At 49.1% G+C, this 23,925-nt stretch carries 22 protein-coding genes and 1 pseudogene; 5 read left to right on the top strand and 18 right to left on the bottom strand.

Annotation, left to right across the window (positions count from 1 at the left end; all coding sequences use genetic code 11):
* From E1189_RS21610 to E1189_RS26365, 10 genes and pseudogenes are all read right to left on the bottom strand, one after another.
* The gene (locus E1189_RS21610; protein ID WP_155163246.1) at positions 1–861 is read right to left on the bottom strand and encodes a type II secretion system F family protein; all 861 of its coding nucleotides are present in this window, start codon (positions 859–861) and stop codon (positions 1–3) included.
* A 4-nt stretch (positions 862–865) separates the two neighbouring features.
* A complete protein-coding gene (locus E1189_RS21605) occupies positions 866–1,732 on the bottom strand; it encodes a type II secretion system F family protein (protein WP_155163245.1) in 867 nt (288 codons plus the stop codon).
* On the bottom strand, positions 1,729–3,045 hold the full coding sequence (locus E1189_RS21600) for a TadA family conjugal transfer-associated ATPase (protein ID WP_155163244.1): 1,317 nt from the start codon (positions 3,043–3,045) through the stop codon (positions 1,729–1,731). Before E1189_RS21600 ends, E1189_RS21605 begins: the two co-directional genes overlap by 4 nt.
* Positions 3,042–4,286 (bottom strand): CpaE/TadZ family protein, encoded by a 1,245-nt coding sequence (locus tag E1189_RS21595; protein WP_155163243.1) that lies wholly within the window; start codon positions 4,284–4,286, stop codon positions 3,042–3,044. Before E1189_RS21595 ends, E1189_RS21600 begins: the two co-directional genes overlap by 4 nt.
* A 4-nt stretch (positions 4,287–4,290) precedes the next feature.
* Positions 4,291–4,506 (bottom strand): hypothetical protein, encoded by a 216-nt coding sequence (locus E1189_RS21590; RefSeq protein WP_155163242.1) that lies wholly within the window; start codon positions 4,504–4,506, stop codon positions 4,291–4,293.
* The gene (locus tag E1189_RS21585) at positions 4,503–5,879 is read right to left on the bottom strand and encodes a type II and III secretion system protein family protein (RefSeq protein ID WP_155163241.1); all 1,377 of its coding nucleotides are present in this window, start codon (positions 5,877–5,879) and stop codon (positions 4,503–4,505) included. Before E1189_RS21585 ends, E1189_RS21590 begins: the two co-directional genes overlap by 4 nt.
* Before the next feature lie 32 nt (positions 5,880–5,911).
* Positions 5,912–6,697 (bottom strand): RcpC/CpaB family pilus assembly protein, encoded by a 786-nt coding sequence (locus E1189_RS21580; RefSeq protein ID WP_155163240.1) that lies wholly within the window; start codon positions 6,695–6,697, stop codon positions 5,912–5,914.
* A 15-nt stretch (positions 6,698–6,712) separates the two neighbouring features.
* Positions 6,713–7,171: an A24 family peptidase gene (locus tag E1189_RS21575; protein ID WP_155163239.1), complete on the bottom strand. Its 459-nt coding sequence runs from the start codon at positions 7,169–7,171 to the stop codon at positions 6,713–6,715.
* A complete protein-coding gene (locus tag E1189_RS21570) occupies positions 7,172–7,390 on the bottom strand; it encodes a Flp family type IVb pilin (protein ID WP_155163238.1) in 219 nt (72 codons plus the stop codon).
* Positions 7,391–7,459: 69 nt separating this feature from the next.
* Positions 7,460–7,674, bottom strand: a pseudogene (locus E1189_RS26365) (IS30 family transposase); the annotation flags it as partial.
* Between the two features lie 480 nt (positions 7,675–8,154).
* On the opposite strand from E1189_RS26365, the gene E1189_RS21565 reads away from it, so the two are divergent.
* From E1189_RS21565 to E1189_RS21545, 5 genes are all read left to right on the top strand, one after another.
* Positions 8,155–8,958: a hypothetical protein gene (locus E1189_RS21565; RefSeq protein ID WP_155163237.1), complete on the top strand. Its 804-nt coding sequence runs from the start codon at positions 8,155–8,157 to the stop codon at positions 8,956–8,958.
* A complete protein-coding gene (locus E1189_RS21560; protein ID WP_155163236.1) occupies positions 8,955–12,200 on the top strand; it encodes a DEAD/DEAH box helicase in 3,246 nt (1,081 codons plus the stop codon). Before E1189_RS21565 ends, E1189_RS21560 begins: the two co-directional genes overlap by 4 nt.
* A 74-nt stretch (positions 12,201–12,274) precedes the next feature.
* Positions 12,275–12,490 (top strand): hypothetical protein, encoded by a 216-nt coding sequence (locus E1189_RS21555; protein WP_155163235.1) that lies wholly within the window; start codon positions 12,275–12,277, stop codon positions 12,488–12,490.
* A gap of 97 nt (positions 12,491–12,587) precedes the next feature.
* On the top strand, positions 12,588–15,038 hold the full coding sequence (locus E1189_RS25975; RefSeq protein WP_155163234.1) for an inositol phosphate phosphatase SopB: 2,451 nt from the start codon (positions 12,588–12,590) through the stop codon (positions 15,036–15,038).
* A gap of 29 nt (positions 15,039–15,067) precedes the next feature.
* A complete protein-coding gene (locus tag E1189_RS21545) occupies positions 15,068–15,220 on the top strand; it encodes a hypothetical protein (protein WP_155163233.1) in 153 nt (50 codons plus the stop codon).
* On the opposite strand, the gene E1189_RS21540 is transcribed toward E1189_RS21545, so the two are convergent.
* The 8 genes from E1189_RS21540 to E1189_RS21505 all read right to left on the bottom strand — a co-directional run bounded on the left by E1189_RS21540 (position 15,217) and on the right by E1189_RS21505 (position 23,873).
* The gene (locus E1189_RS21540) at positions 15,217–16,113 is read right to left on the bottom strand and encodes a LysR family transcriptional regulator ArgP (RefSeq protein ID WP_155163232.1); all 897 of its coding nucleotides are present in this window, start codon (positions 16,111–16,113) and stop codon (positions 15,217–15,219) included. The genes E1189_RS21545 and E1189_RS21540 overlap by 4 nt on opposite strands.
* A 159-nt stretch (positions 16,114–16,272) precedes the next feature.
* Entirely contained in the window at positions 16,273–16,767 is a 495-nt protein-coding gene (locus E1189_RS21535; RefSeq protein WP_155163231.1) for a DUF2947 domain-containing protein, read from the bottom strand.
* Positions 16,768–16,904: 137 nt separating this feature from the next.
* Positions 16,905–17,507, bottom strand: a complete 603-nt coding sequence (locus E1189_RS21530; protein WP_196221560.1) for a carbonic anhydrase — start codon at positions 17,505–17,507, stop codon at positions 16,905–16,907.
* The gene (locus tag E1189_RS21525; protein ID WP_155163229.1) at positions 17,500–19,422 is read right to left on the bottom strand and encodes a bifunctional metallophosphatase/5'-nucleotidase; all 1,923 of its coding nucleotides are present in this window, start codon (positions 19,420–19,422) and stop codon (positions 17,500–17,502) included. Before E1189_RS21525 ends, E1189_RS21530 begins: the two co-directional genes overlap by 8 nt.
* Positions 19,423–19,572: 150 nt before the next feature.
* Positions 19,573–20,949: a CoA-disulfide reductase gene (locus E1189_RS21520; RefSeq protein WP_155163228.1), complete on the bottom strand. Its 1,377-nt coding sequence runs from the start codon at positions 20,947–20,949 to the stop codon at positions 19,573–19,575.
* Positions 20,949–22,268, bottom strand: coding sequence for an L-cystine transporter (locus E1189_RS21515; protein ID WP_230460584.1), 1,320 nt, complete (start codon positions 22,266–22,268; stop codon positions 20,949–20,951). Before E1189_RS21515 ends, E1189_RS21520 begins: the two co-directional genes overlap by 1 nt.
* A 265-nt stretch (positions 22,269–22,533) precedes the next feature.
* The gene (gene rimI / locus E1189_RS21510; RefSeq protein ID WP_155163226.1) at positions 22,534–23,013 is read right to left on the bottom strand and encodes a ribosomal protein S18-alanine N-acetyltransferase; all 480 of its coding nucleotides are present in this window, start codon (positions 23,011–23,013) and stop codon (positions 22,534–22,536) included.
* Complete coding sequence (locus E1189_RS21505) at positions 23,010–23,873, bottom strand: hypothetical protein (protein WP_155163225.1); 864 nt, start codon at positions 23,871–23,873, stop codon at positions 23,010–23,012. Before E1189_RS21505 ends, rimI begins: the two co-directional genes overlap by 4 nt.
* Positions 23,874–23,925 lie beyond the last annotated feature (52 nt).

Raw genomic sequence — 23,925 nt, 5'->3', positions numbered from 1 at the left:
TCAGGAACCACTCATTAACCTCATAATGCCGGGTGCCACCATGAGAATCACAGCAGGCAACATGATGAACGCAATCATGGGCAGCGACATTTTTGATGACAGCTTGCCGATCTCTTCTTCCATGGTGAGCATGCTGATTTGACGGATATGAGCCGCTTGAGTTCCCAACACATCGGCAATTGAACTGCCATACCTCAAACTTTGGGTGAGCGTGTAAACAAAGCCATTCATTTGTTGCGAAGGCACATCTTCTGCTAACTCCTGTAACGCCTGTTTCATGCTGTAAAGGCGGGCTACAGAATCCAGCCGGGACATGATGTAAGCCAGATCCCGATCAAAGGTTTTCAGTTCTTCTCCCAGGTAAGCGGTAGAGGCCTCAATGGTCATGCCGGACTGCATACATACAGACATCAAATCCAGAATATAAGGCAGTTGGGCAGAGATCTTATCTACCCGCCGTCGGGATAAAGAGCGCAGCAAAATTTCAGGTATGACCAGCACAGAAGAGAACAGGGCAGCCGCCGTCAGTAGCTTATTGGAGAATAGAGTGAAGCCCATCGCTTCTCCAAAAATCATGACAACCAACGCCAGAGTGGAAGCCAGAAGCAGCTTCATTGAGGTGTAGATCTTTGGCAATGTGCGGTTATAAATACCTGCACGAATAAAGACCTGTTCAATATCCCGCTGGGCCAGCCCATAGAAGCCTTTAAGCAGGTGTCTCAACCTGTCCTGAACAGATGCAGAACCAAAACTGAGCCCTAACCAGCGACGTGTATTCCTACGAATCAGATAGAGATCTATCAGTAGTGCGGTGGCAAGGGCCAATAGGCAGATAACGATAAGAGAAAGCAGCGCCTGCATAACGTCATCCTCTTACCTTGCGCATCAGGTACCAGATAATCAGCATCCCTAATGCTTCACTGCCAGCCACGTACATCAACAGCATGTGACCACCGGAATCATGGAGTAAAAAGTGAAAGTTCTCCGGCGTGATGTATTTCATAAACAGAAGGAAACTCGGTGGTAATGCGCCGATGATTTTGGCAGACATACGCACCTCTGAAGTGAGGGCGTTCATTTTCTTCTGGAGGGTTTGGTTATTGTTCATAACCTGCTCCAGATTTTTGAAGATATTTTTCAGCTGACCGCCCCGGCTGGTGTTGGCGCGCAGAGCCAGTACAAAAAATACAAACACCTGATAAGGGAAACGCTGGCAGGAAGCCATCAGCACATCTTCCATGGTGTGCCCGAGGGTGAGTTTACGCCCCATATTTTTAAACTCGCGCCCGACGATATTATCAAGGGAGTGCCCGGTAAAAACGATGGAGTGGTGAAGGCTTTCACCTGCTGTCACGGCACCGGTGAGTGTACGCAAGGCATTAGGGAATGCCTCCTCAAACTGCCTCCTTTGAATGTGTTTGATAACCAGAATACTGATAACACCTGTCACCAGAAAGAGTGCCGGTGTCAGAAGAGCAAGGGGGATCAGGGGGAGGAATTTATGACACCAATAGCTGGCACATCCCATCGCAGCGATATACAGAGCCAAAGCTCCGTAAAAGTGCTTGCCGAGGGTTTCTTTCACATTGTTAAAACCTATGCGGATTTTGGTCTGCAGAGGCTGCTCAGTAAGGGAGCGAATATCAAGAGCAGTGCCGGATACCTGTACCTTCTGACGCAGTGGGTCTGTCAGGAACTGCAGGGAGCTTTTGCGCACGAACAGGGATTTCATGGAGCATCCGTAGTGCTTGTAAACGCACTGCGCAGCAGTTCTTCCAGCCCAAAGAAACGAGCCTTGGCAGACAGCACAGAGCGTTTCAACAGTCCGGGAGTATTGAAGTGGCCTTGAATAGCCTCCCCCGGTTGTCGGGAGGCGATATCAAAACGGAACAGCTCTTCCAAAGTGATTTTGTCCCCTTCCACGCCCATCACTTCACTTATGCTCATAATCTTACGACTGCCGTCGTGAAGGCGGGAGACCTGAATCACCAGATCAACGGCACTGGCAATATTTCGGCGAATGGATTCCAGAGGCATATTAGGCACAGCCATCATCACCATACTCTCCATACGGGCCAGGGCATCCCGGGGCGTGTTGGCATGTAACGTGGACATGGAACCATCGTGACCCGTGTTCATGGCCTGGAGCATTTCAAAGGCTTCCGAACCACGGCACTCACCAATAACAATTCTGTCTGGCCGCATACGCAGAGAGTTGATAACCAGATCTCGCTGGCTGATAGCACCGGTGTTTTCGATACCGGCAGGGCGTGTTTCCATACGCACAACGTGGGGTTGCTGCAGGCAGAGTTCCGCCGCATCCTCAATGGTAACAATGCGCTCGGATTCTGAAACATGGTTGGACAAAGCATTCAGCAAAGTCGTTTTACCGGAACCGGTACCGCCGGAAATCAAAATATTCAAACGACACCGTGCTGCAATAGCCAGAGACTTGGCCATATCTGGAGACAGCGCTCCAAAATCCACAAGCTGTTCAAGGCCAATCTTTTTGCTGCTGAACTTCCGGATGGAGAGCGAGGTGCCATCAAGTGCAATAGGCGGGATGGCAATGTTTACACGGCTGCCATCTGGCAGGCGGGCGTCGCATAACGGATTGGCCTCATCAATCCTTCGCCCGGCAAAGGCAGCTATACGGCGGGCGATATTCTGCAGCTGTGCATCGTCCAGAAAGGTGATACTGGTTTTGGTCAAACAGCCACCCTGTTCGATATACACCGACTGAGGGCCATTCACCATAATGTCGGAAATGTCTGGGTCATCCATCAATGGTTGAAGTGGACCAAGGCCTTTAATTTCATTCACCATCTGTTTGGTGAATACACTCCTTAAAGCCACAGGAATCTGAATGTTTTCCTTATCTACCAGCGTATCAATCGCATCCCGCATCTGCTGATGGAGGTCGTTGGATGATGTGGTTTCCACAGTTTCTGCATCCAGCGCATCCATAATGCGGGTACGCAGGGTGAGGTAAGCATCCTGATAGGTGGATGGAATGTCCTGTTCAGAAAAGTGCTGCTCTGTCATTGCAGGCACCATTGCTTCACTGTGTGCCAGAGGCTGGTTTCTGCCTGTGGTTTACCGAGAATACAGCGGGCAAGGTTCTCCAGTGCAAACCCCACTGCCAGCTTGTCGCCGGGGAGACCCCTGCCTTCTGTCAGGTAGTTTTCACAGCCTGGCTGCCAGGGCAGCTCTGCAGACAGAGTGCATTGAAGGTATTCTTCAGCATCCTGGGATTTTACTGTGCTGTTGGGCTGATTGTGATTGATTATGGTTAGCGTACGAACTATTTTTTGTGCTTGTCCATGTACAGAGCCAAGATGCTGAAGCAGGGTTCTTGCCCCATACAGTCCGGATAAAGAGGGAGGCACCACTACGATCAGGCAGTCAACCATTGCCGTCTTTTGTGAAATCAAAAGGTACTTGGCCATGGATGAGTAATCTTCAATGATAAAGCTGTGTTCTTTCGCCTGTGTTTCCAAAATTCCTTGAGTAAACCTCCATATGTCCTCACTGGGAATCTCTGTGTTTTCAAGGCCTAGATAGTGAAAATTGGTTTGCAGGCGAAACAGTTGACTCTGTGCGTGGATGGCATCAACAGTCTGCGCATCTGCAAAACTGGCAAGGGTTTGTGCGTCGACAGGTTTTCTGCCAAGGGACTGTCTGCCTAATAGAATATGATGGTTGCTGTCTTGATAGTTGTGATCGGCAAGAAGTACAGGCTGGGAGGTTTCTTTCAGCAGGTTGCGAGCAAGCTCAACGGCCACCATGGAACTGCCGCACCCCCCTTTCACTCCCACAACGGCGATACGCATGGCATTACGTGCACTTTGCGGGCGATTGTTCAGGGCGTGGTTGTTTTGCAATCCTCTCATTAATTCCACAATGTCCGGGCGGGAGGCTGGCCAGAGCAGGTAATAGAATCCCAGGCTTGCCAGTTTGCGAATCAGACGAATACTGTCGTCAGAGCCAATCAGCACAATGTCGTGTTGTCTTGATACAAGATGGCGAAGAAAGGCAGCAAACTCTTCCGTATCAGTGCTGGTTTCAATAAAAATCAGCGAGGCTTTTGAGCTCTTGATCTGTTCAGGAATCCGTACTCGATTAAAGGGCTCTGGAGCAGGAGTATCCATGCCTTCCAACCTGCAGGCCTCTTCCAGCGCCGTCAGACACGCTTGAGTCTGGTAGAACACTTCAATAGTACTGGCTGCAGGCTGCTCGCTTGTGCTCTGGGTAGACGATTGTGGGTTTTTACTGAAATCCAGCATGGCATTACTCCTTTGTCTTGTTGACGAGTGACTGCCGTCGTGCGCTTTCCACATAGCAGTCCAGCTGAACGGCTTGACGAGGGTTCAGGTCATAAGGCTCGCATACCTGGCCTGGTGGTTGATTGGCGACAGAGGGCTGATAAGCATCAAAGCGAGCCGTGCAGCCCGTTAGCAGTGCCAGGGTAAGCAGGGCAGGTAAGAACAAGGCCGCTATATTCATTCTTTAAAACCTCCTGCCGCCAAAATGGATTTGGCTTGATCGTTAATTGCGCCATTGGCTCTGGCGCTGTCCAGATTGAAATAGCGCAGGAGGATGCTGGAGTGGTTGATCTGGGGCAGTTGAATGGTGCCTGATGCCACAGGCTTCACCAGATTAACGGTAGCCACGATAATCAGCTCGGTTTTCTTACGCTGGTTACCGGTATGGCGGAAGGCAGCGCCAAACAGGGGAATGTCTCCCACAAAAGGCACTTTGGATAAAGCTTCCCGGTCTTCTGTACTGAGCAACCCACCCAGCACAAAACTTTCTCCGTCCGCCAGCTGAATCGTGGTGCGGGTGCGGCGGGTTTTGAAAGCGGGAATATTCAGCTGGTTATTGCTGTTGCTCGGATCTATGGAGCTGACTTCCGGCTCCAGGGAAAGGTTTATGGTATCGTCAGCCTGGGCTTTGGCGGCCAGCGTGAGGCGAATACCAAACTGTTTGTAGGTGATGTTCTGGGAGCCATCTACAAACGTGACGATAGGCATCTCACCACCGGCCAGAAACGAGGCACTTTCACCCGAAAGAACCGAAAGGTTAGGTTGGGCAAGAATCTGGCCCATGGCATCGTCGTCGGCTGCAGAAATGTAGTTGGCAATCGTGTTAGAGCTGATGTGACCAACTTTGTTGTAGAACTGCCCGTTTCCAAGGAAAACAGCGTTCTTATCGCCGCCGATTTCGCTCCCCCATTTAACTCCCAGCTGACGAATAAAGGAATGGGACACTTCCGCAATGGTGAGCTTTACATTGATCTGTTTGACGGTGTTCACCTGAAGGTTGTTTATCAAACCTTCGTAAGTGCGGCGAGTCATAAAGCGGATGTTATTCCCTTGAACCGAACCGTCTTTCCAGCTGATTTTTTCTTCCGTCACTTTACTGCCCAGCAGCTCGCCGGTCAGGTTGTAAATCTCCTGGCGGGATTCTTCCGACGTAACTTTACCGCTGAGAACAGTCTGGTTTCCGCTGCCTGCCAGTTCAATATTTATATCAGGGTAGCGGGCATGAATATATTCTTTGATGGAAGAGAGGTTGCGTTTAACCGTCAGCTGTTTCTTATCAATGGGAATGCCTTTGTCTCCCAGAACGATAAGGGATGAAGAACCAACAGTTTTTCCATAAATAATCAGGCGATTGCCTTCTACAACCTGATAATCAGCGATTTGTGCATCCGCAATAAACACCGTATCTATAGGTGTTTGATAATGAAGAGTTGTGGCCTCACTGATGTGGAGATTGATCTCTTCTGACGTATTTGTTCTCGCCAGAGCAAGCCCTGATAGTGTCAGAAACAGAATCAATGAAATCAGATGATAAGTGTTTTTAATCAAATGCATTTGGTATCGCTAGTGTTATTATCTGGCACAGGTTAGTTGGGTATCTGTTCGACCCGTTTATTCCCTCGAAGTTCTTTCACTAATGAAAAATCAGGAACAATTTCACTGAGGTTAATTTCAGGGAGTGGTTTTCCTGTGGATTTATGAATATCGAGAACCCCAATGCGGCGAGCAACCATAACTTTGGCGGCATTCTCAGGTGTTAATGCCAGCACGATAGTTTGCTCAACTTCCTTGCCGTTATAATCGTCTTCATCTCTCAGGGAGGGAGTTTGTAAAACGGTCTGTTGTCTCAACAGTGGAATGGCGCTGAGACCTTGATATCCAGTAAGTTGTTCACGGTAAGCCAGGCTGTGTTCCGGTGTGGCAATCAGCATGATATCAATCATATCGCCGGGTTTGATGAAAGTGCGAATATCTGAATGGCTTTTCACCGTGAGAGGGTAGGGTGTTTTGTCCATGCTGATGACCAGCTTCTGGCAGGCTTCTGAAGCAAAAGAGCAGAGCGCCTGTGGGCTGAGAATGTCGCCAGACCGGACGTCTCTGGTGGCTACATAGTTTTCCTCTTCCGTCATGGAAATGGAAGCCGTTACACCCAGACGCTGAGCCTCTTCATGGGGAATAATAGCCGGACGAACTTTGGCGAGGTTAACGGTTTCCCCTTTTTGGATCGGTGCATAAGCTATCCAGACATGCACATCATCGGCTTGAACGGGCTCCGTGGATTCCGTATCAGAGGTGTCACCGGAAGGCAGCAGACACCATACGCCCACAGCACCCATAATAAATGTAAATACGAGAAGTAAGCGACGCCTCATAAATCCTGTCTCACCTCACATATAAAAGCTTAACAGCCCGTAATCAACCGCTGTCAGCCACACGCCACACACACCCGCAAGAGCGATAGGAACACCATAGGGAATACCCCGCTGTCGCAGCTGTGGGAGGGTATTGTTGATACAGGCGAACACCAGATATCCAATAGCGAGCAGCCCACCACTTACCGCTGTTATGAAAAAAAATGTGGGCCACCAAACCGCATCAATACCCAGCAGAAGTGCCAGCGCAAGTTTGATATCTCCCCCTGCGACAATCCTGAAAGCAAATAGCATGCAGCCCGCCGCAAAGGCAACAGGCCACGCTATCCAGGATAAAGCTGAACCAGAGGTCGCCATCACACAGCTCACGGCCGTAATTGCGACAGAGTGATTGCTGATTTCACGGAATCGGATGTCTTGGTAACAGACCCAGAGAGCTGTTACCACAATAACGCCAAGGCAGAGAGAAACCACTTATTTGGATTTCAGCTTTTCCGTGATGCTATTGAACTTCTCCCTCAAAGCCCCTTCCATTGCATTGGTGCCATCACCGGCCAATACAGCCGTGATAATACCAATCATGGTGGCAGCCAGGAGCGCGTATTCAATAGTTACCAGGCCTTTATTGTCTTTATGGAGCTTTTCCATAAACAGGGAGATATCAACATATGTCTTCGTGATAAATGTCATCATGCTTGCAGCCTCTTTACTTGATTGTTGGGAGCTGCTGTTTTGATAGTGATATTGCCACTTGGTTCATGAAGAAATGAAAGGGTTTGTGAAAAATTGAATTAATATGTAATGGCTTGGGGCTGGATTCACTGCTTCTGCCACCTTCTCGTGAGCTGCAAATTCACCACTGTTATCCAGTGTAATCGTGTTGGTTGAGGGCTTCCGTTTTAGAGCCGTATCATGGAATTCGCCACAGCATCTGCCTGTTTTGTGTCAGTCTTTCCTATGAGGGTTAAACGGCTCTTGCAGTGCAGCTCTCGGGATAAGGCGCTCTCACTTATGTCGAGCTTTTCAGCAATCTCTTTTGGCCTGAGTGTCCCAACAAGAGCTTCTATCTGGTATCATTGGGCCTGAGTTAGCTGTTTGTATTATCTGGTTTGTTTACTCATTCCTGACTTCCATTTCTGAGTGTGAGATCTACGAAATCTACCAGTAGCTGGCTCACATCTGAAATTTCAGTCGATTGTACTTATTGCTTGAATCCAGCGTGAAGGGCTTGAAAAAATTCGGAAAGCTTCGTCTGGTGGGGCTGGTCGAAATGAAACGCTTGGTCTAAAAAAACTTGAGAAAATAGAAGTTCCAGTGCCAGCTTACGAAAAGCAAATCTGGTTCAATAGTCTACAAAAGAAGGTGACAGCGATTCTGGATGCGCAAAGGACCAATGAAACGGAGCTTGAAGCACTGATGCCCTCTATTCTAGATAAAGCCTTCAAAGGGGAGCTCGTGTGACTGAAGCTGTAGAATTTGAAGAGGTCTACAACACGGATTACGGCGCAGTCAGAGCTCGCGGCATTCGGCTCAATGGCGAATCTCTGCAAGTCATGCTTTCTGGTCCAGTGAGGGATATCATTCAAGATGAGGCTGGAAAGGATGACATTCGTGAGATGCTGGGCTCTATAGCTACAACAGGCTTTGAAACTGAAGGTCTGGAAGTAATGCTTACTGATGAGAGTAATATACCCGATTGGTTGGTAGGGGAGGCTCTTGCTGAAGTATTTGTGGCAGAAGTGAGTAATTGTAAATTTCCCTGGCCGACCGGAAGGGATCTGAAAAACCCAGAAGCCAGCCCTGCAGGAGCTGACTTGGTAGGCTTCCAGAAGACTAATAATGCAGAGTTGCCATACCGTTTTGCCTTTGGAGAAGTCAAAACCTCACAGGAAGAGAAGTGGCCTCCACAAGTAGTATATGGTCGTGGGGGGCTTCAGGATCAGATTAACGGCCTGACTCACTCAGAGAAAGTTAAACGTGGCCTGTTTTGCTATTTGGGGTATCACGCGAAGAATGCTGCATGGCTGGACATGTTCACAAGTGCTGCATCGCGTTACTTACAAAGTGGCCAAACAGATGCTGCTTTGTTTGGGCTGTTAGTCAGAGATGTAAATCCTGATGCTAGGGATTTAAGGCAAAGAGCAATAAATTCTGCGGAAGGAAAGCCTGACCGTACGACCACGTCATTTTATGCGTTATACCTGCCAATTGGTTGTATTCCTTCACTTCCAGAACTGATGGAAGAAGGAGTTATAGCATGAGTCTTCTCCAGAAACATCTTGAGCTAGTTGATCAACACTGGGCAGTCCAGGCTGTTGGTGAAGAAGATCTCAAAAAGGGCTTTGAGCAGGCAGGGCAGTATTTTGTCGAATCAAGTCTGCAAAACATCTTGAAACCTGTTAACTCTGCCAACATCAAGCATGAACTGTTTGAACGCCTGGCTATGGCTTATGAGCTTGCCGCTTACGAAGGACTTGATGCCAATATCAATCCGTCTCCCAGGCAGAAAGAGAATCAGCTTTATGGGCAGGCTGGAGCGCACAGAGCCTTTACGTTCAAGCGACTGGTGACAGTGTATCAGGAGACTGATGAAGCAAGAGTATTCCATATATTGCATCTGGCTGGTTTAGCTTATGGCGGCGACCGTTGGACTGATATGAAGCGCTGGCTAGCAGAAAATGAAACAGTTGCCAGAGTTGCGGATGTTGAAGGGAAACCATGGGATCAAAAGTTACTTCATACTCTTTATGAGGCTTGGCTTAAACTATTGCGCAAAGATGGGTGGTCTGATCTGGACTCCATCAGTCAGCTGATTCTAAGTTTGAGAGAAAACCAGAAAGTTTTTGAGCAGGAATACCTTCGCTCTTCTGCTGGTAAAGAAGCGAAAGTTTTAAGGTTGGTTGCACTTTACCATTGGGCAAAAGCTACTGAATTACTGGCATCTTTCATGTTGCAGGGGCAGCCAGCATCTATTAATACTGAGCTGGATCAGCACTTTGAAGCTTCCTGTAAAGCTGTGCAGGGTGGAGTGGATCATCAGTTCGAAATGATTATTCGTTGGTTGCACCTTGCCAGTAAACAAATGGTTGCAGGTTCTGTGTGGTGGGTTGCCCATAATATTAATTCTCGTGTCACCAGATTTGTAAACCAAGCAACAAAACATCGGGCTATGTTTGAGCTGTTGCCGCCACAGCGGACAGCAATTCAAGAGCAAGGTCTATTAAACCCTGCTGGTCGTGCTGTAGTTGTCGATATGCCAACTTCTGGCGGTAAAACAGCGCTGGCTGTATTTCGCATGCTTCAGGCTCTGAATCAGTTTTCAGATGCAGGGGGATGGATAGCTTATGTGGCTCCAACAAGAGCGCTTGTTTCTCAGATCACTCGCCGTTTGAGGGAAGATTTTTCTCCCTTAGGTATCAATGTTGAACCCTTGACAGGCGCTGTAGAAGTAGACTCTTTTGAAGAAGATATGCTTGAAGCGGATCGAGCTTTTGATGTGCTTGTTGCAACACCTGAAAAATTACAGTTGGTGTTGAGGAACAAAAAAGTCAATCGGCCTCTTGCTCTGGTTGTTATGGATGAGGCTCATAACATTGAAGATGAATATCGCGGACTGAGAATTGAACTGCTACTGGCAACAATCAAGCAAGAGTATGAAACTGCGAACTTCTTGTTGCTCATGCCATTTGTTCCTAATTCGGAAGATCTTGCCCACTGGTTAGGAGATGGCAGAGGAACGGCTATTAGCCTGAGCACTGCTGCCTGGCAACCGAATGAACGGATCATAGGCATATTTGATGCTAAAGAATACAAAGGGAAAGGAGCCAAGCGTGGTGACTGGAAGTTAGAGTATGAAACGCTGACAACGACGCATAACTCAATTCACTTGAAGGGGGCTCACCAGGTTGGAGATATACGACCAATTAAACGCCTGACAGCCTCGCAAGTAAAGAATGGTAGTGGTTTGAGTGCTCAAGCAGGTGCAATGGCAAAGGCTTTCTCTGCAAGGGGAACAAGCATTGCCGTTGCTCAAAAAATTCCAGATGTATGGAGCCTTGCCCGTAAACTTTGTGAAGATATGCCTGTACTACAGGATATTCACGAGGATATACAGCTAGTCCAGCGTTTTTTAGAAACTGAAGTGAGTTCAGATTTTGAGCTTATTGGGATGCTTTCTAAAGGTGTAGCTGTTCACCATGCTGGCTTACCTGCTGAAGTACTGGCACTTATTGAATGGTTGACTGAGAAAGAAAGGATCAAGGTTCTCTGTGCAACAACCACCATTGCTCAAGGGTTGAACTTCCCAATTTCGTCTGTCTTCATGGCGACGTATAAGCACCCCTACGGCATAAAAATGTCTCCAAGAGCATTTTGGAATATTGCTGGTCGTGCCGGTCGTGTCGATCACGGCAGTGTGGGAGTCGTGGGAATTGCAGCAGGGAAGGAACCTAATGAAGTCAGAAAGTTTGTCAGCGAAGCGACTGGTGATCTGGTTTCTCGGCTAGTTGGTATATTGGAAGACATGGAGCAAGCTGGAGAAGAGCTCAATCTATCAGACTTTAGATTCCAGGATCAGTGGGCAGATTTTAGAAGTTATGTTGCTCATTTATGGAACGAGAAAAAAGAGCTTGATGCAGTCATTAATCAGGCTGAACAACTTTTACGCGGAACATATGGCTATTCCAGTTTAAGAAGTAAGGGCGATGAGGCTTCCCGGAAAAAAGCTGATGCAGTGCTTAGGGTGACGAAAGAGTATGTGCACGAGCTTGCGGAGAGTCCAGCATATGCCACCCTGGCTGATGCAACTGGTTTCTCTCCTGAAGGTGTAAAAACTGCATTTAATGAACTTAGCAAGTTAGAAAACAAATTAGATGTCAAAGACTGGCAGGCAGATAGTTTGTTTGGGGAAGGAAAGGCATCAGCTTTGCCTGACCTTGTGGGTATTATGATGAAGTTGCCTCAGCTAAAGAAGTTGGAAGAAATCAGCGGTAAAGGTCCAAAGACTACCAATTTGGCAGATATCACTCAGGCTTGGGTTTCAGGAAAGTCACTTGAAGACATTGCAACTGAATACTTTCAGGGTAAGACTTCAACAGACCAAATATCTAATGCTTGCAAAGCCGTGTACAGAGATCTAGCTAACAATGGTGCTTGGGGACTTTCTGCCTTGAGTAAGATGCCTACATCCGGGCTGGATTATGAAAACATGTCTGATGAAGATAAAAGGCAGATCAATAATCTTCCAGCCATGATTTATCACGGCGTCAGGTCAGAAGAGGCTGTCCTCATGCGGATGAATTCTGTACCTCGTAGCGTTGCTGAAGGCCTGGGCGATCAATTCAAACAAGCAGGTAAAGGGCGGAGTTTGTCTCCTGCTCATGCAGGTGAGTTTTTGCGTTCCTTGACAGATAGTGATTGGGAGCGGGTTAAGCCTAATAACTCTGCTTTGAGTGGGGCTGACTATCAAGCAATATGGCGGCGATTATCAGGCAATACAGAGTAAATATATATAGATGTGAGCCAACACTTTACAAGATATTAGCCTGTACAGATCGAACCTCTGTTTTCGAGGTTTCTATGAGCAAAATTGACGGTCGTAAAATTTCCCACGAGGTAAGAGAAGTTATCCAAGTAGAAGCTACTCAGAAGTGGCTTCTTGCTTTTGCTTTTTCCGGTGCCTTTGGCCTCCCCTTTCTTCTCATCCACAAATTTCCGGCGCACATGGTCAAAGTATCCCAGCTGGGTAATACCTTCCTGCTGACACACGGCGGTATAGCCAGCATAACCATTTGATCGGGGGCTGTAGTTGCTCTGACAGTCTCAGGCCTTGGATTTGAGTCCAGCATGCCGATATGTCCCTTCATAAGCCAACTTTTAAAAGGACATATGTGTGCAGCCTCTCAAACAGGCTTTGGAATCGGGCAAGGCCAATACCTACGAACAGAGCGACCTTATTGCTAGTAAACCGGTCAAAAGCCCTTCTCAACGATGGTTGGTGAAGGTGTTTGGCCCTAAAGATTCCGGGCCGGTGTACACCAGACGTTCCGTGGAAGACAACCTGAGCAGTGACTATGGTGAGTCTGTCAGCAAGAAGGTGATGAGGCAGGTGGGCAATAAACCCCTGACTGCTCACAGAATTGTTAAGCTCCACAATAAAGCTGTAAAGCTTCGCCATGCTATCGACAAACACAACAGCCAGCATGCCCACACCTGGATGAATCTTGATAAGAAGGACTCCCTGGCCAGCCAGTTGTTTACCCGCACTCATGGCTACTCTCCCCAGAATTTGCTGGAGTATGAGAGGAACCGTCTTCAGCAGCACCTGGAGGCCGTTTTTTATCATAAAGGTGAGCATGAGCTCTCTCGCCTTGAGGCCAGCCAGTTGGTTGCAGACACACTGGCCATACATAACACGGCTCTTTCCGGAGCAGCTCCTGAGACAGCCCGCGTACTGGGTTATGCCCACGACAGTGGAGGTCATGGAAAAGGTGCATTCTACCCTCAAGCTATAGAGCAGTGGTTTGAGAGTGTTTCTCTGAATGATTCTGATCGCAGGTTGGTGCGGGCTTTTCAATATAACAGCTCTCACACTGCCCGAATTAATAGTCGATCCCCCTTTAAGTTACTGAAAACCCAGCCTTGGGAAGATCAGATAAGTAGCACAAGAACTCACACAGGACGTTTGCAGGCATCGTTAAAGGCCCTTCAGCGTGGTGCATTGACTGCAGTGCCGGAAGCGGTGCGCCAGGCTATGGTCCGTGACATTAATCACCAGATCAACCAGAGCCGGCAGCACATTTTCTATCTCGAAGGGCTTGAGAAGGCAGACTTCCGTGGGGCGGAGCAACAGAGAAAGGCAGAGGAGCATATGCTCGATACCGCTATTCTTGTGGTTCAGGACAATATTGATAAAGTCAGTAAGAAAGGGAATTTTGAGAAAGTAGGGCAACTGGGACAATTTATGGCTCAGTTGAAAGGGCGTAAGGAAAGGTTGGCTGGAAAGAGCTTTCCACCCGTTATGTCTATGAAGAAGCTGGTGAAGGGAAATACCAGTGCACTCCAGAAAGAGATGCTGGATGCGGGTATACAGCAGCGAGATTTAAAAAAAGTCTGGTCCAGGGCCTCTGCTGCTGTTGCCAATACTGCTAAGTGGGAAATTATTGAGAAGACAGTTCCCCTGAGAGCAGATGGTGTTCTTCATCAATATACATCTCGTTTGGTTCCGGCGGGGCAAATGCGTTTTACACCTTCCGGGCATGTTGAGGGAAATCGTGATCCCTTTCCCTCAAGCTATGCCGGAAGAGGGCGCAGCTCTGCAGATCCCAACGAGCGCATTCATGCTATAAACCTGTACGAGAATGAAGTGCTCTCCAGCGATGGTAAAACCCTCTACAAAGGCCTGCGTAGTGGCACGCTGTTTTCTCACACAACCAAAGATATGGCTAAGCAGCAATCCATACTGGAAAACCGGGCGATGGAAGTATTGCGGGCAGCATTTGTGCAAAAGCTCTCTGACCTGCTTCCGGCAAAGCAACAGGAGGTTTTGGATGGCGCCCCCTTGCCACTTGATCTGATAAGCACATCCCTGCTCTCTCCAGACCAGATCCGCCATGTGACAGGTATTCATGATGATGAACTGACTTTTCAGGAAGCACAGAACAAGATCTTACAGCAGCTTTGCAGTGAGCCGGTGACAATGGACATCCTGGATAGCAATGGCCACTCCCATACAGTAACCGCCGATATTCGGCTCACCACACTCAATATTCCTGTGAATAACATGGGGTTAAATCCGGTGTTATCGGGTGTCGGGCAAACGTGGGGGAAGGCAGACGGTTATAACCAGATTGGTTTTGAAAACCTGTTTGGGAACACCCATCCCGATACAGATATCGGGGGTGCAGTTGGTGAGTGGCTGCGGGGGCCTGGGCAAAGCTCTCCAGATAAGGACAAGGTTTTGCAGCTGGTACAGCAAATCCGAACTCTCTACAGCCGCGGGCTTCATCATCTGGAGGGTCGGGATGCTTATAAGCTGGTAGAGCGGGTTCAGCTGTTAGCATTTAAGATGGGGGCCGCATCCCATTTTAACTGCAAAAGCGGGAAGGATCGCACTGGTGAGGCTGATGCGCGGATTAAGGCCTTTGCTACTGAAGTGGATCGCTACGGTTACGTGCCTGACCCAGAAGCTCCTGCAACTCAGGAGCATCTGGAAGCCATACAGGCTTTTATTTACGGAGCCGGTAATCTGGAAATACAGCAGCAAAATATTGGTGTACCACACTTTAAAACAGGAACAGGCAAGGATGAGCTCGGTGAAGAGTTTTACGAGCTGGTTCATTAAAAGCCACTTCAAATGGCATGGAGAGCTTTATGGACACCGATAAGAGCAAGAAACCAGAAGCGATTCTGATGGGTGACGACGAGATGGAACAGGCCTGGGAAGAGTTACGGGAAGATGAGCAGTTCCAGGCGTGCAATGATCCGGTATTTGACCCGGATCATTATCCTGAGCGGTCAAATTAGGGCAGTAACTGTTGCCGCGCATAATCAATAAGGTGAGTGCTTACTTTCTTCATTGTGTCCGACTCTAGCGCCCAGCGATGCCAGAAGAGTATGCGGTTGTGGCGAATCTCTGGGAGCAGTTCAACCAGTTCACCGGATGCCAGTTCATCCCGAATCATCAGGTCGGGAATCATGCCGTAAGATACCCCCGCTTTTGCCAGATTCACAAAGGCTTCCGACGTACCGACGATGTGGCAGGGCACCTCACCAGGTGGTAGATCAAAGTGCATTTCCAGATAGCGCTGGTGCATGTCATCAAAGTGATCAAAAGCTGTGGAAGGTGCTTTCATCAAGCTCTCGCGGTCGATGCCATCAGGGAAATAACGCTCCACAAACTCAGGTGAAGCAGCACATACATATTCAATGCGCCCCAGTCGGTCGGCAATACACCCTGTTACCGGTGATGGTTCAGTACTGACTGCCCCCAATACTTCCCCTTTTCTCAACATGTCGAGAGTGCGAGATTCGTCGGCAATGCGGAAATCCAGCTCGATCAGCTGTTCTTTCAGGATGGGGGTCAGTGCCGGGATCAACCATGTAGCTACTGTATCGGCATTCACCGCCAGAGCCAGTGGCAGAAAGTGTGTTTCCGTGTCTGACTGAAGCTCAGGCATAGCTTCCTGTTCCAGCAGCTGGACTCGACGGTACAAGGCAAGCAGGCGTTGCCCTGTACTGGTGGGCTGTGGAGGCTGGCTACGCACCAGAAGCGGCTGACCCAGCTGCTTTTCCAGCTGTCGAATACGCTGAGAGACGGCAGACTGGGTGATGCACAATTGGTCTGCAGCCCGTTCAAAGCTGCGTTTGGTGATCACGGCATCCAGGGCGGCAATCAGACGGTAATCCAGATTATTCATTAGTGAAAACGATAGGGGGTTAGAATTCTGAGCTTAACGTTCATTTATTTTCCCGTTAATCTCAGTTGGATAAGTCAGCCGACATTCTAATTAACATTTCCTGAAAAGGTTACACGAGATAGTAGAAATAATGAGTTTTTTACCTGCTCTCCAAGGTGCTCAATCCTTGCTGGCAACAACAACCCCCTTTTTGCCAACAGACACTGTGCCATCCTGATGGAACTGTGCAGCCTGCTTGCGTTTACGGCCAATAAGCACACAGTCGTCATCAAAGAACAGGAAGTTCTTCCAGTGGCGGCTGAATACATCCCAGGTGGTTTCCAGCACTGCTTCACTGTCTACGCAATAGAAGACAGTGGTTTCCGGTGTCCACTGAAGGTGCTTTTCCACAACTTCAGGTAATGCTGGATTATCAGATTCCCACTCTTCCTGCCAGCTACCGGACTCCTCCCAGTTCTCTTCGCCTTTGAGCCAGTCGTTATCGCCGAAATCTTCCGGAGTCAGGCACTGCTTGCTGATATTGTTACGCCATACATCTGTAGCAGCCACCGGTGTGAGGGGCTTTATCTGCTCCAGGTCATCAGCGGGAACTGGCATTTCGGCATGGCGAAAAATCCAGGCGTTTTTGTAGTCTGACAGGGGAATGTATTTCATGTTGAGCGTCACAGCTTAGGAAAGGGTTCAGGGGGAGAGCCATCAAACAAACCAATGAAAAAGCCCCTGATTGGCAGGAACTCTACCAGATAGGGGCTGTTTTTTCAGGTTGTTCTTATTGAGCAGCCTGTATAAGGTTATTCAGCGCTGTTCACTTGGATACCCAGAGAGCGCAGCTCTCCCGTGGAAACATCATAAACACAGCCGTGGACGGACAGTTTCTGACCGCGCTTCCAGGCCTTTTGAACAACGGGGTTCTCCGCCACATTCAAAACCTGTTGTTCGATACTTAGCTCACAGAGGCGTTCTGCCCGCTCGCTGTCATCATTCAGGCTTTCCAGCTGTTCGTTATGGTGTTCACACAATTCGTGCAGAGGGTGCAGCCACTCTTCCAGCTGCCCATCAGCGTCTCTCTTAAGAGCAGCCGTTACCCCACCACAGTTAGTATGGCCAGATACAATGATGTGTTTCACCTTGAGTACATCGACCGCAAATTGAATGGCGGACATGCAGCTGGTATCTGCAGGGTTCACCAGGTTTGCGATGTTTCTGTACACCAGCATGCGGCCAGGCTCCAACCCTGTCAGCCGTTCTGCTGGCATACGGCTGTCGATACAGCCAATCCACAGATATTCCGGGGACTGGCTATTGGCAAGCCGTGCAAAACAACCGGGTTCCTCTTGTTCCCGCTGTTCAGCCCAGGCTCGATTCTGCTTCAGGAGTAGGTTTATTTCATCCATTCTTCTTTGCGCGCCCGAATATCCGTACAAAAATAACAATCGTAAGCAACAGAATCGTAAACAGGAGACCGGCAACCGTCCAGAGAATCCACGTTGCATTACGTAACATATCCTCTGGCTTCAGACTGCGGATAGCCTGCATACGAGTTTCTGTTACATTTTTATTAAGAATAATATCTGCGATTCCGTCGCCATCACTATCAGGAAGGCTGGCGAAAAAGTCTAGTTGAGCTTGCCAGTTTTTGTACTCCTGAAGCCCTTCTTTATCGGGGAATCGGTCTACAATACTTTGCTGCAACTCAGGCAAAGGCCGCCCCTGTTCATCTTTAGGAATAATATTGACCAGCCCATAGCTGAGATCTTTCACCACCCAGGCAAACTCGCCTACATAACTGGTGGCTGAGAAGCTGTAGAGCCGATTGCTGTCCGACATATCCAGCGGTTCAAAGCCGGTAGCATGGGAGCCAATTTCAATGGAGGTAATACGATCAAGCGGCGGGCGCAGAGTGTTATAGGTGAATCGAATGCCGGAGAAACGGGGGAAGTAGTCATTCCCTTTCAGCAGATAGGCGAATGACATAATTTCCATTAGCCCTCGCAGCTCTTTCCCAGTTATCCACACCTTCATCAGGGGGTAACCGGGTTGGTTATCCATACCGACGCCCAGGGGCTGCAGACGGAAAATATCAGAAACAGACTGAATACCGCTATCACCTTTCAACAGGTCATCACGAATCAGACTGTTGGTGGTCATCGACACATCGCTGCCGGTGGCCTGACGAATACCATCTGCCACAAGGTTGCCGAGAATGGGGTCTTCATAGGCTCGAGTGAGGGTTTTGGGTGTTTTGACGATGGGCTGGTCGAAACTGTATTCGCTATCAGCCATCACTTCCTGGTCAATCAGGGCTTTGAAACCCGCAACCTTCTGAGTGACGGAGTCTTTCCCGCGAATGCTGTCATCAATGGTGTGCAGCTTGTAATCTGAAACCGTGAGGTTGCCGTTCTCTTCTCGAATCATAGACAGCTCGCCGAGATAACGAGTATCAGAACCCGCCTGCAATACCGGCGTCCCATTCACAATAATCGGCTCATAGAGAGCGGTGTGGCTGTGGCCACCGACAATGATATCAATCCCCGGAACCTGTCGGGCGTATTCCACCTCTTCGCCACCCCAGCTGCCGTCCGGGTTTTGCACGACACCACTATGGGACATCAGGATCACCACATCAGCTTTCTGCTCTTCACGGAGCAAGCGAACCATGAATTTTGCAGTAGACATCTGATCCTCAAAAATTGCAGGTCTGGCATTGGGGGAGACTTCATCGGCCTCTTTGCCTATCAGCCCGAACAGGCCAAAGCGGATGCCGTTTCTTTCAATGATCTTCCATTTCTGGATGACCCCTGTCTCCTGGAGGTGTTTCTGTTGTGGTGGCAGCTCCAGATTTGAGGTGATAATGGCTGGGATTTCGTCGAGATGATTTTTGGCCGATTCCAGCATGCGGGACAAGCCATCGGGGCGGAAGTCGAACTCATGATTGCCCAGGGTCAGGGCATCGTAGCCCAGCTTTTTCATCAGGCGCAGTTCCGGGGCGTGGTTGCGGTACAAAGTGTGGAACAGCGTACCCTGACTGATGTCCCCTCCGTCCAGCAGAAGAACAGGCTGGCCTTCCAGTGTCTGGCGACGCTCATCTATCAGTGTGGCCAGGCGGGCTACTCCTCCGAGGGTTTTGTCGTCGCCCACAGTGGCAGGGGTGTACTCAAGGTTGGGGCCGAACCCCAACAGGCGGGATTGCCAGTCGTTAGTGTGCAGAATAGTGAAGGGCTGGCTTGCGGCGAAAGCATTCCCAAAACTGACAATCAGGGTCGGAAGGCTTAAACAGACAGCGAGCAGACAACGCTGAAAAACACTCATTTTTGTTATCTTTATTGTTTTATTGACGAGTTGGTGACGGTAGCAAGAGTGTACTGGGCTTGGAGGCTTCAGGTAAACATCTGAGTGGGGGTTTTATTCAGCGCAAGACGAGGGCGTTTTCACGCCCTCTGTTCTATTTTCACAAAACGGTTATTTCGCCACATTGCCTGCAACGTTCAACGCATCCCAGGTTCTGGCAAATGGTGGTGCATAACAGAAATCCATCATGCCCAAATCCGAAGTGGTTAAACCACCTTTGATCGCCATTGCCAGGGCGTTGACACGTAATACCGCGCCACGTCCCCCGGCAATCTGCCCACCAAGAATCTTCCGGGTTTCTGATTCATACACCAGCTTTACAAGAATGTCAGACTGGCCCGGGTAGTAGCTGGTGTGGTCCTTATCTCGAATAATGACAGCCTTATAATCAAGACCTTGCGCTATAGCCTCTTTCTCACTCAAACCAACCCTGCCAGCTTCCAGCCCCAGAACCTGTAAACAGGCTGCGCCATAGGCTCCGGGAAAATGGGTATCGGCTCCCCCCATGACCTCACCGGCAATACGGCCCAACTTATTTGCGTAAGTGGCTAAAGGGATCCACACCGGATTATTGATCTGTGCATGTGGAATCGTCGCACAGTCTCCGGCAGCAAAGATATCAGGCAAGCTGGTGCGGGCCTGGTCATCAACAATAATGGCTCCATTGCTGGCAGTATCCAGCCCCAGATGTTTAATGAAATCAGTGTTCGGACGAACTCCGGTACACAGAATAATCAAGTCGGCCTGGTATTCACCTTTATCCGTGGTCAGTATCAAACGCTGATTGTCAGCAGTTGTTACCTGCTGAAGAGCTTCCTGCCAGTGGCTGGAAATCCCATGCTGATCTAATTCTTCACAAATCAGCTTTGCGATGTCGCTATCGAAACTACCCGATAGTGGATGACTTGCACTGTCAAATATTCGAACTGTTTTGCCTTGGCGGTGAAGGGCTTCGGCCATTTCCAAACCAATATAACCGGCACCAATCACGGCAATATCCTGAATCTGTTCGTTGGCCACAGTTTCTTTCAGGTGAATGCCATCCTGCATCGTTTTCACAAAAGACACACGTCCATTATCAAAACCCTCTTGCAAGCCCGGAACCGGAGGCATTACGGGGGACGCTCCGGTTGCAATCAACAATCGGTTGTATGGATGTTCAAACGTTTCACCGGTTCGAAGATTGGTGACTGCAACGGTCTGGTTAACAGGGTCAACCTCTTTCACATGATGGCCGGTGCGAACATCGACTCCACGCTGAGCAAATAGCTCGGGTGTAAACTCAGCCATCTCTTTGGAGTCTGAAAAAAAGTCTCCAATGTAATAGGGCAGGCCGCAAGCACCAAAGGAAATAACATCTGAGCGCTCGAAAACGGTGATACGAGCATTGCGATTAACGCGCCGTGCCTTGGCTGCGGCGCTCATGCCCGCAGCTTCGGCACCAATAACAACGATATCGAATACGTCATCTGTTGCATGGGGAGTCATTAAGAAACAGCTTCCATGTCCAGTTCAAAAGAATCGTTTTCATTGAATGTGTCCATGTTAACTTCCCCCATGGCTCGAGCACCCACAAAGCCGGTTGCAATAGCTCCACTTACGTTCACCGCAGTACGGCCCATATCAATTAAAGGCTCAATGGAGATCAGCAGGCCTGCCAGCTCTACCGGTAACCCCAGGGCCGAAAGCACAATCAAGGCCGCAAAGGTTGCACCACCACCCACACCGGCAACACCGAAGGAGCTGATAGCAATGGTTATAACCAGAGTACCAATAAAGCTCAGGCTGGTGGGATCAACCCCAACTGTTGGTGCAATCATAACGGCCAGCATTGCGGGATAAATACCGGCACAGCCATTTTGCCCAATTGTTGTCCCAAAAGAAGCGGAGAAGTTTGCTACAGCCTCGGATACACCCAGACGTTTGGTCATGGTCTGAATGGTCAAAGGCATGGTGCCTGCGGAGGAGCGGGAGGTAAACGCGAAGGTCAGTACGGGAAGAACTTTCTTAAGGTAAGTAAGCGGGCTGCCACCTGCAAAAGCAACCATCAGCAAGTGCACCACAAACACTGCAATCAAAGCGAAGTAAGATGCTGCTACAAAGCGGAACAGCTCCATGATGTCGGCGAAGTTAGAGCCTGCAACGACTTTGGTCATCAATGCCAGAATACCAAAAGGCGTTAAGCGCAAAACCAAAGTCACCATGCGCATAACCAGAGCATGTATGGCATTCACGCTATTTTCAATGGTCGCAAAAATCTCAGGCTTCTTGCGATTCAGCCCCAATGCGGAAACCCCAATGAAGGCCGAGAAAATAACCACGCCGATAATCGAGGTGCTCCGTGCCCCAGTCATATCAAGGAACGGATTGGATGGAATCAGGCTGACCAGCATACTTGGAATGGTAAGACTCTGAATCTGGACGGCACGGGATAATAACGCTTCGCCCCGGGCAACTTCACGGGTACCGGATGTGATGGCTTCTGCACTTAAGCCAAAACCCAGGGAGGTGAGTATGCTGATGATGGCTGCAATAGAGACAGTAATCATCAGCAACCCAAGAACCCAACCACTGATTCTACCCAGAGAGCCAACGTCCTTAAGACGAATAATCGAAGAAATAACAGAGACCATGACCAGAGGTACAACGATCATACGAAGCAGGGAGACGTAACCACGACCAACAATATCAAACCAGCTGATAGATTGACTAATAACTGGCGAATCAAGACCATAAACTATTTGTAATCCAGCGCCGAACGCGACCCCCATGCCTAGTGCAATAAATACTCTTCGAGTAAATGGCATATATTTTTTCTGGAAACGAAAAAGGACATAAATAAGCCCTAGCATTATTAAAATATTGGCAATTACAGCAAGTTGCATAGGGTCTCTTCCCTTCAGAGAGTTCAGGAGTTTTCTTAAATGTGTTTATTATTTGATGAGTCCTGGATTAATACAATAAGTGTAATTGGCAGACATTCCTGGTGTGAGCCAGCTGCTGGTAGAGATAGATGCGCCCTATCCGGCCGCCTCAAAAAACATGCAGGGTTTGTATCCATTAAAATTTGTTTTACTCTGCGAAAGAGAGATCTCGCACCATAACGAGGGCGTCTTCACGCCCTCCTTTGGCGCAGGGGTAGTAGTTGTTGCGTCGGCCTACTTCTGTGAAATCATTTTTCAGATACAGTTCAATGGCTTTCCGGTTGGAAACCCGCACTTCCAGAAAAATTACCTCAGCCCCAAGGGCTTTCAAATCATTGGTAATAAAGCTCATCAACTTTTGTCCCAACCCCTGACGCTGAAAGCTCGGTGCAATGGCAATGTTCTGCAAATGGCCTTCTCCCACTGCGAACATGGTGACAGTGTAACCCGCCAGCGCACCACCTTTTTCCAGAATCCAGCAACGGTCACCCGTAGTTAAACAGTTACGGATAATGCCGGGTGTCCATGGATGAGGATTGGTGGAGGTTTCTAATGTGTGAATAGCATCCACATCGGATTCCATCATGGGGCGCAGGGTAAAACCGTCCGCCAGATCGTGCACTGTCATGATGGTTTGCAAAGCCCTTTCAGGTCAGCCCAGGCATCAGCTTTTAACTCTGGGATACCCATCATCTCTCCAAGGCTGCAGGTGATGGCATAGGTGACACCGTCTTTTTCCTGGATACCCCGGAAACTGTCAAAAGGCTTGTCCCAGCTTTCCTGAGAACCCCATAGATAGGTGCCACTGTTGTGACCGAAGAGAAGGACGGTTTTTCTGCGCTGCCAGCCAAACTGGTTGGCGAGAAAACACTGCACGGCTTCCCGGGCATATTTGCGGTCTACAGGAATTGGCTCTTGAATAATGGGCCATGCAAACACGCTGGCCTCAAAAGTCTGGTCACAGGGTTGATTAACCGCTTTGAGAATATTGCGTAATAAACGCTCGTGATACCCGGTGAACTGATTCAAGCCAGACCATGGCAGATCAACAATCGCAAGACAGGTTTCGCTGACATCCACCACTGCCAGTCGGAAAGGTTCCGCTGGGATCACTTCTGCATCGGTTGTTTGAGCTGCGCAGGGTTCATCCCCTTTGGTATCGGGAGTGCTTTGGGGTGTGGTAAAGCCCAGCTCACCCAGAATATCAGAAGACTCTTTCAGTACACCAGCAGCGGGAACGGGCGAAGGCTGGGGAGCCTGTTGAGGAATATAAGCCGGTTGCTGGTATCCCATATTCTGAGGCGGCACTGACAGGGGCTGCTCAGGTGCAGACATGGACGGCGCTGGCTCGGGAAAGGCTTCGACGGGGTAGTCGTCATAATCCCAGTCACAGGTATGAGACGGTTTGGCAGCAGGCAGCACAAAGCGGGGAAACCATGTTTGTATGCCCATGGCTTCCAGATAATCTTGTCGCTGCCTTTCGTTCATGTTGTTCCGTCAATAAATGAACCAGGACGCCATTGTAATGCATGTGGTTGCT

The sequence above is a fragment of the Parendozoicomonas verongulae genome (assembly GCF_009711465.1).
Lineage (GTDB): Bacteria > Pseudomonadota > Gammaproteobacteria > Pseudomonadales > Endozoicomonadaceae > Sansalvadorimonas > Sansalvadorimonas verongulae.
The sequence above is the reverse complement of the archived record's forward strand: the minus strand, read 5'-3'. Positions and strand labels throughout refer to the sequence as shown.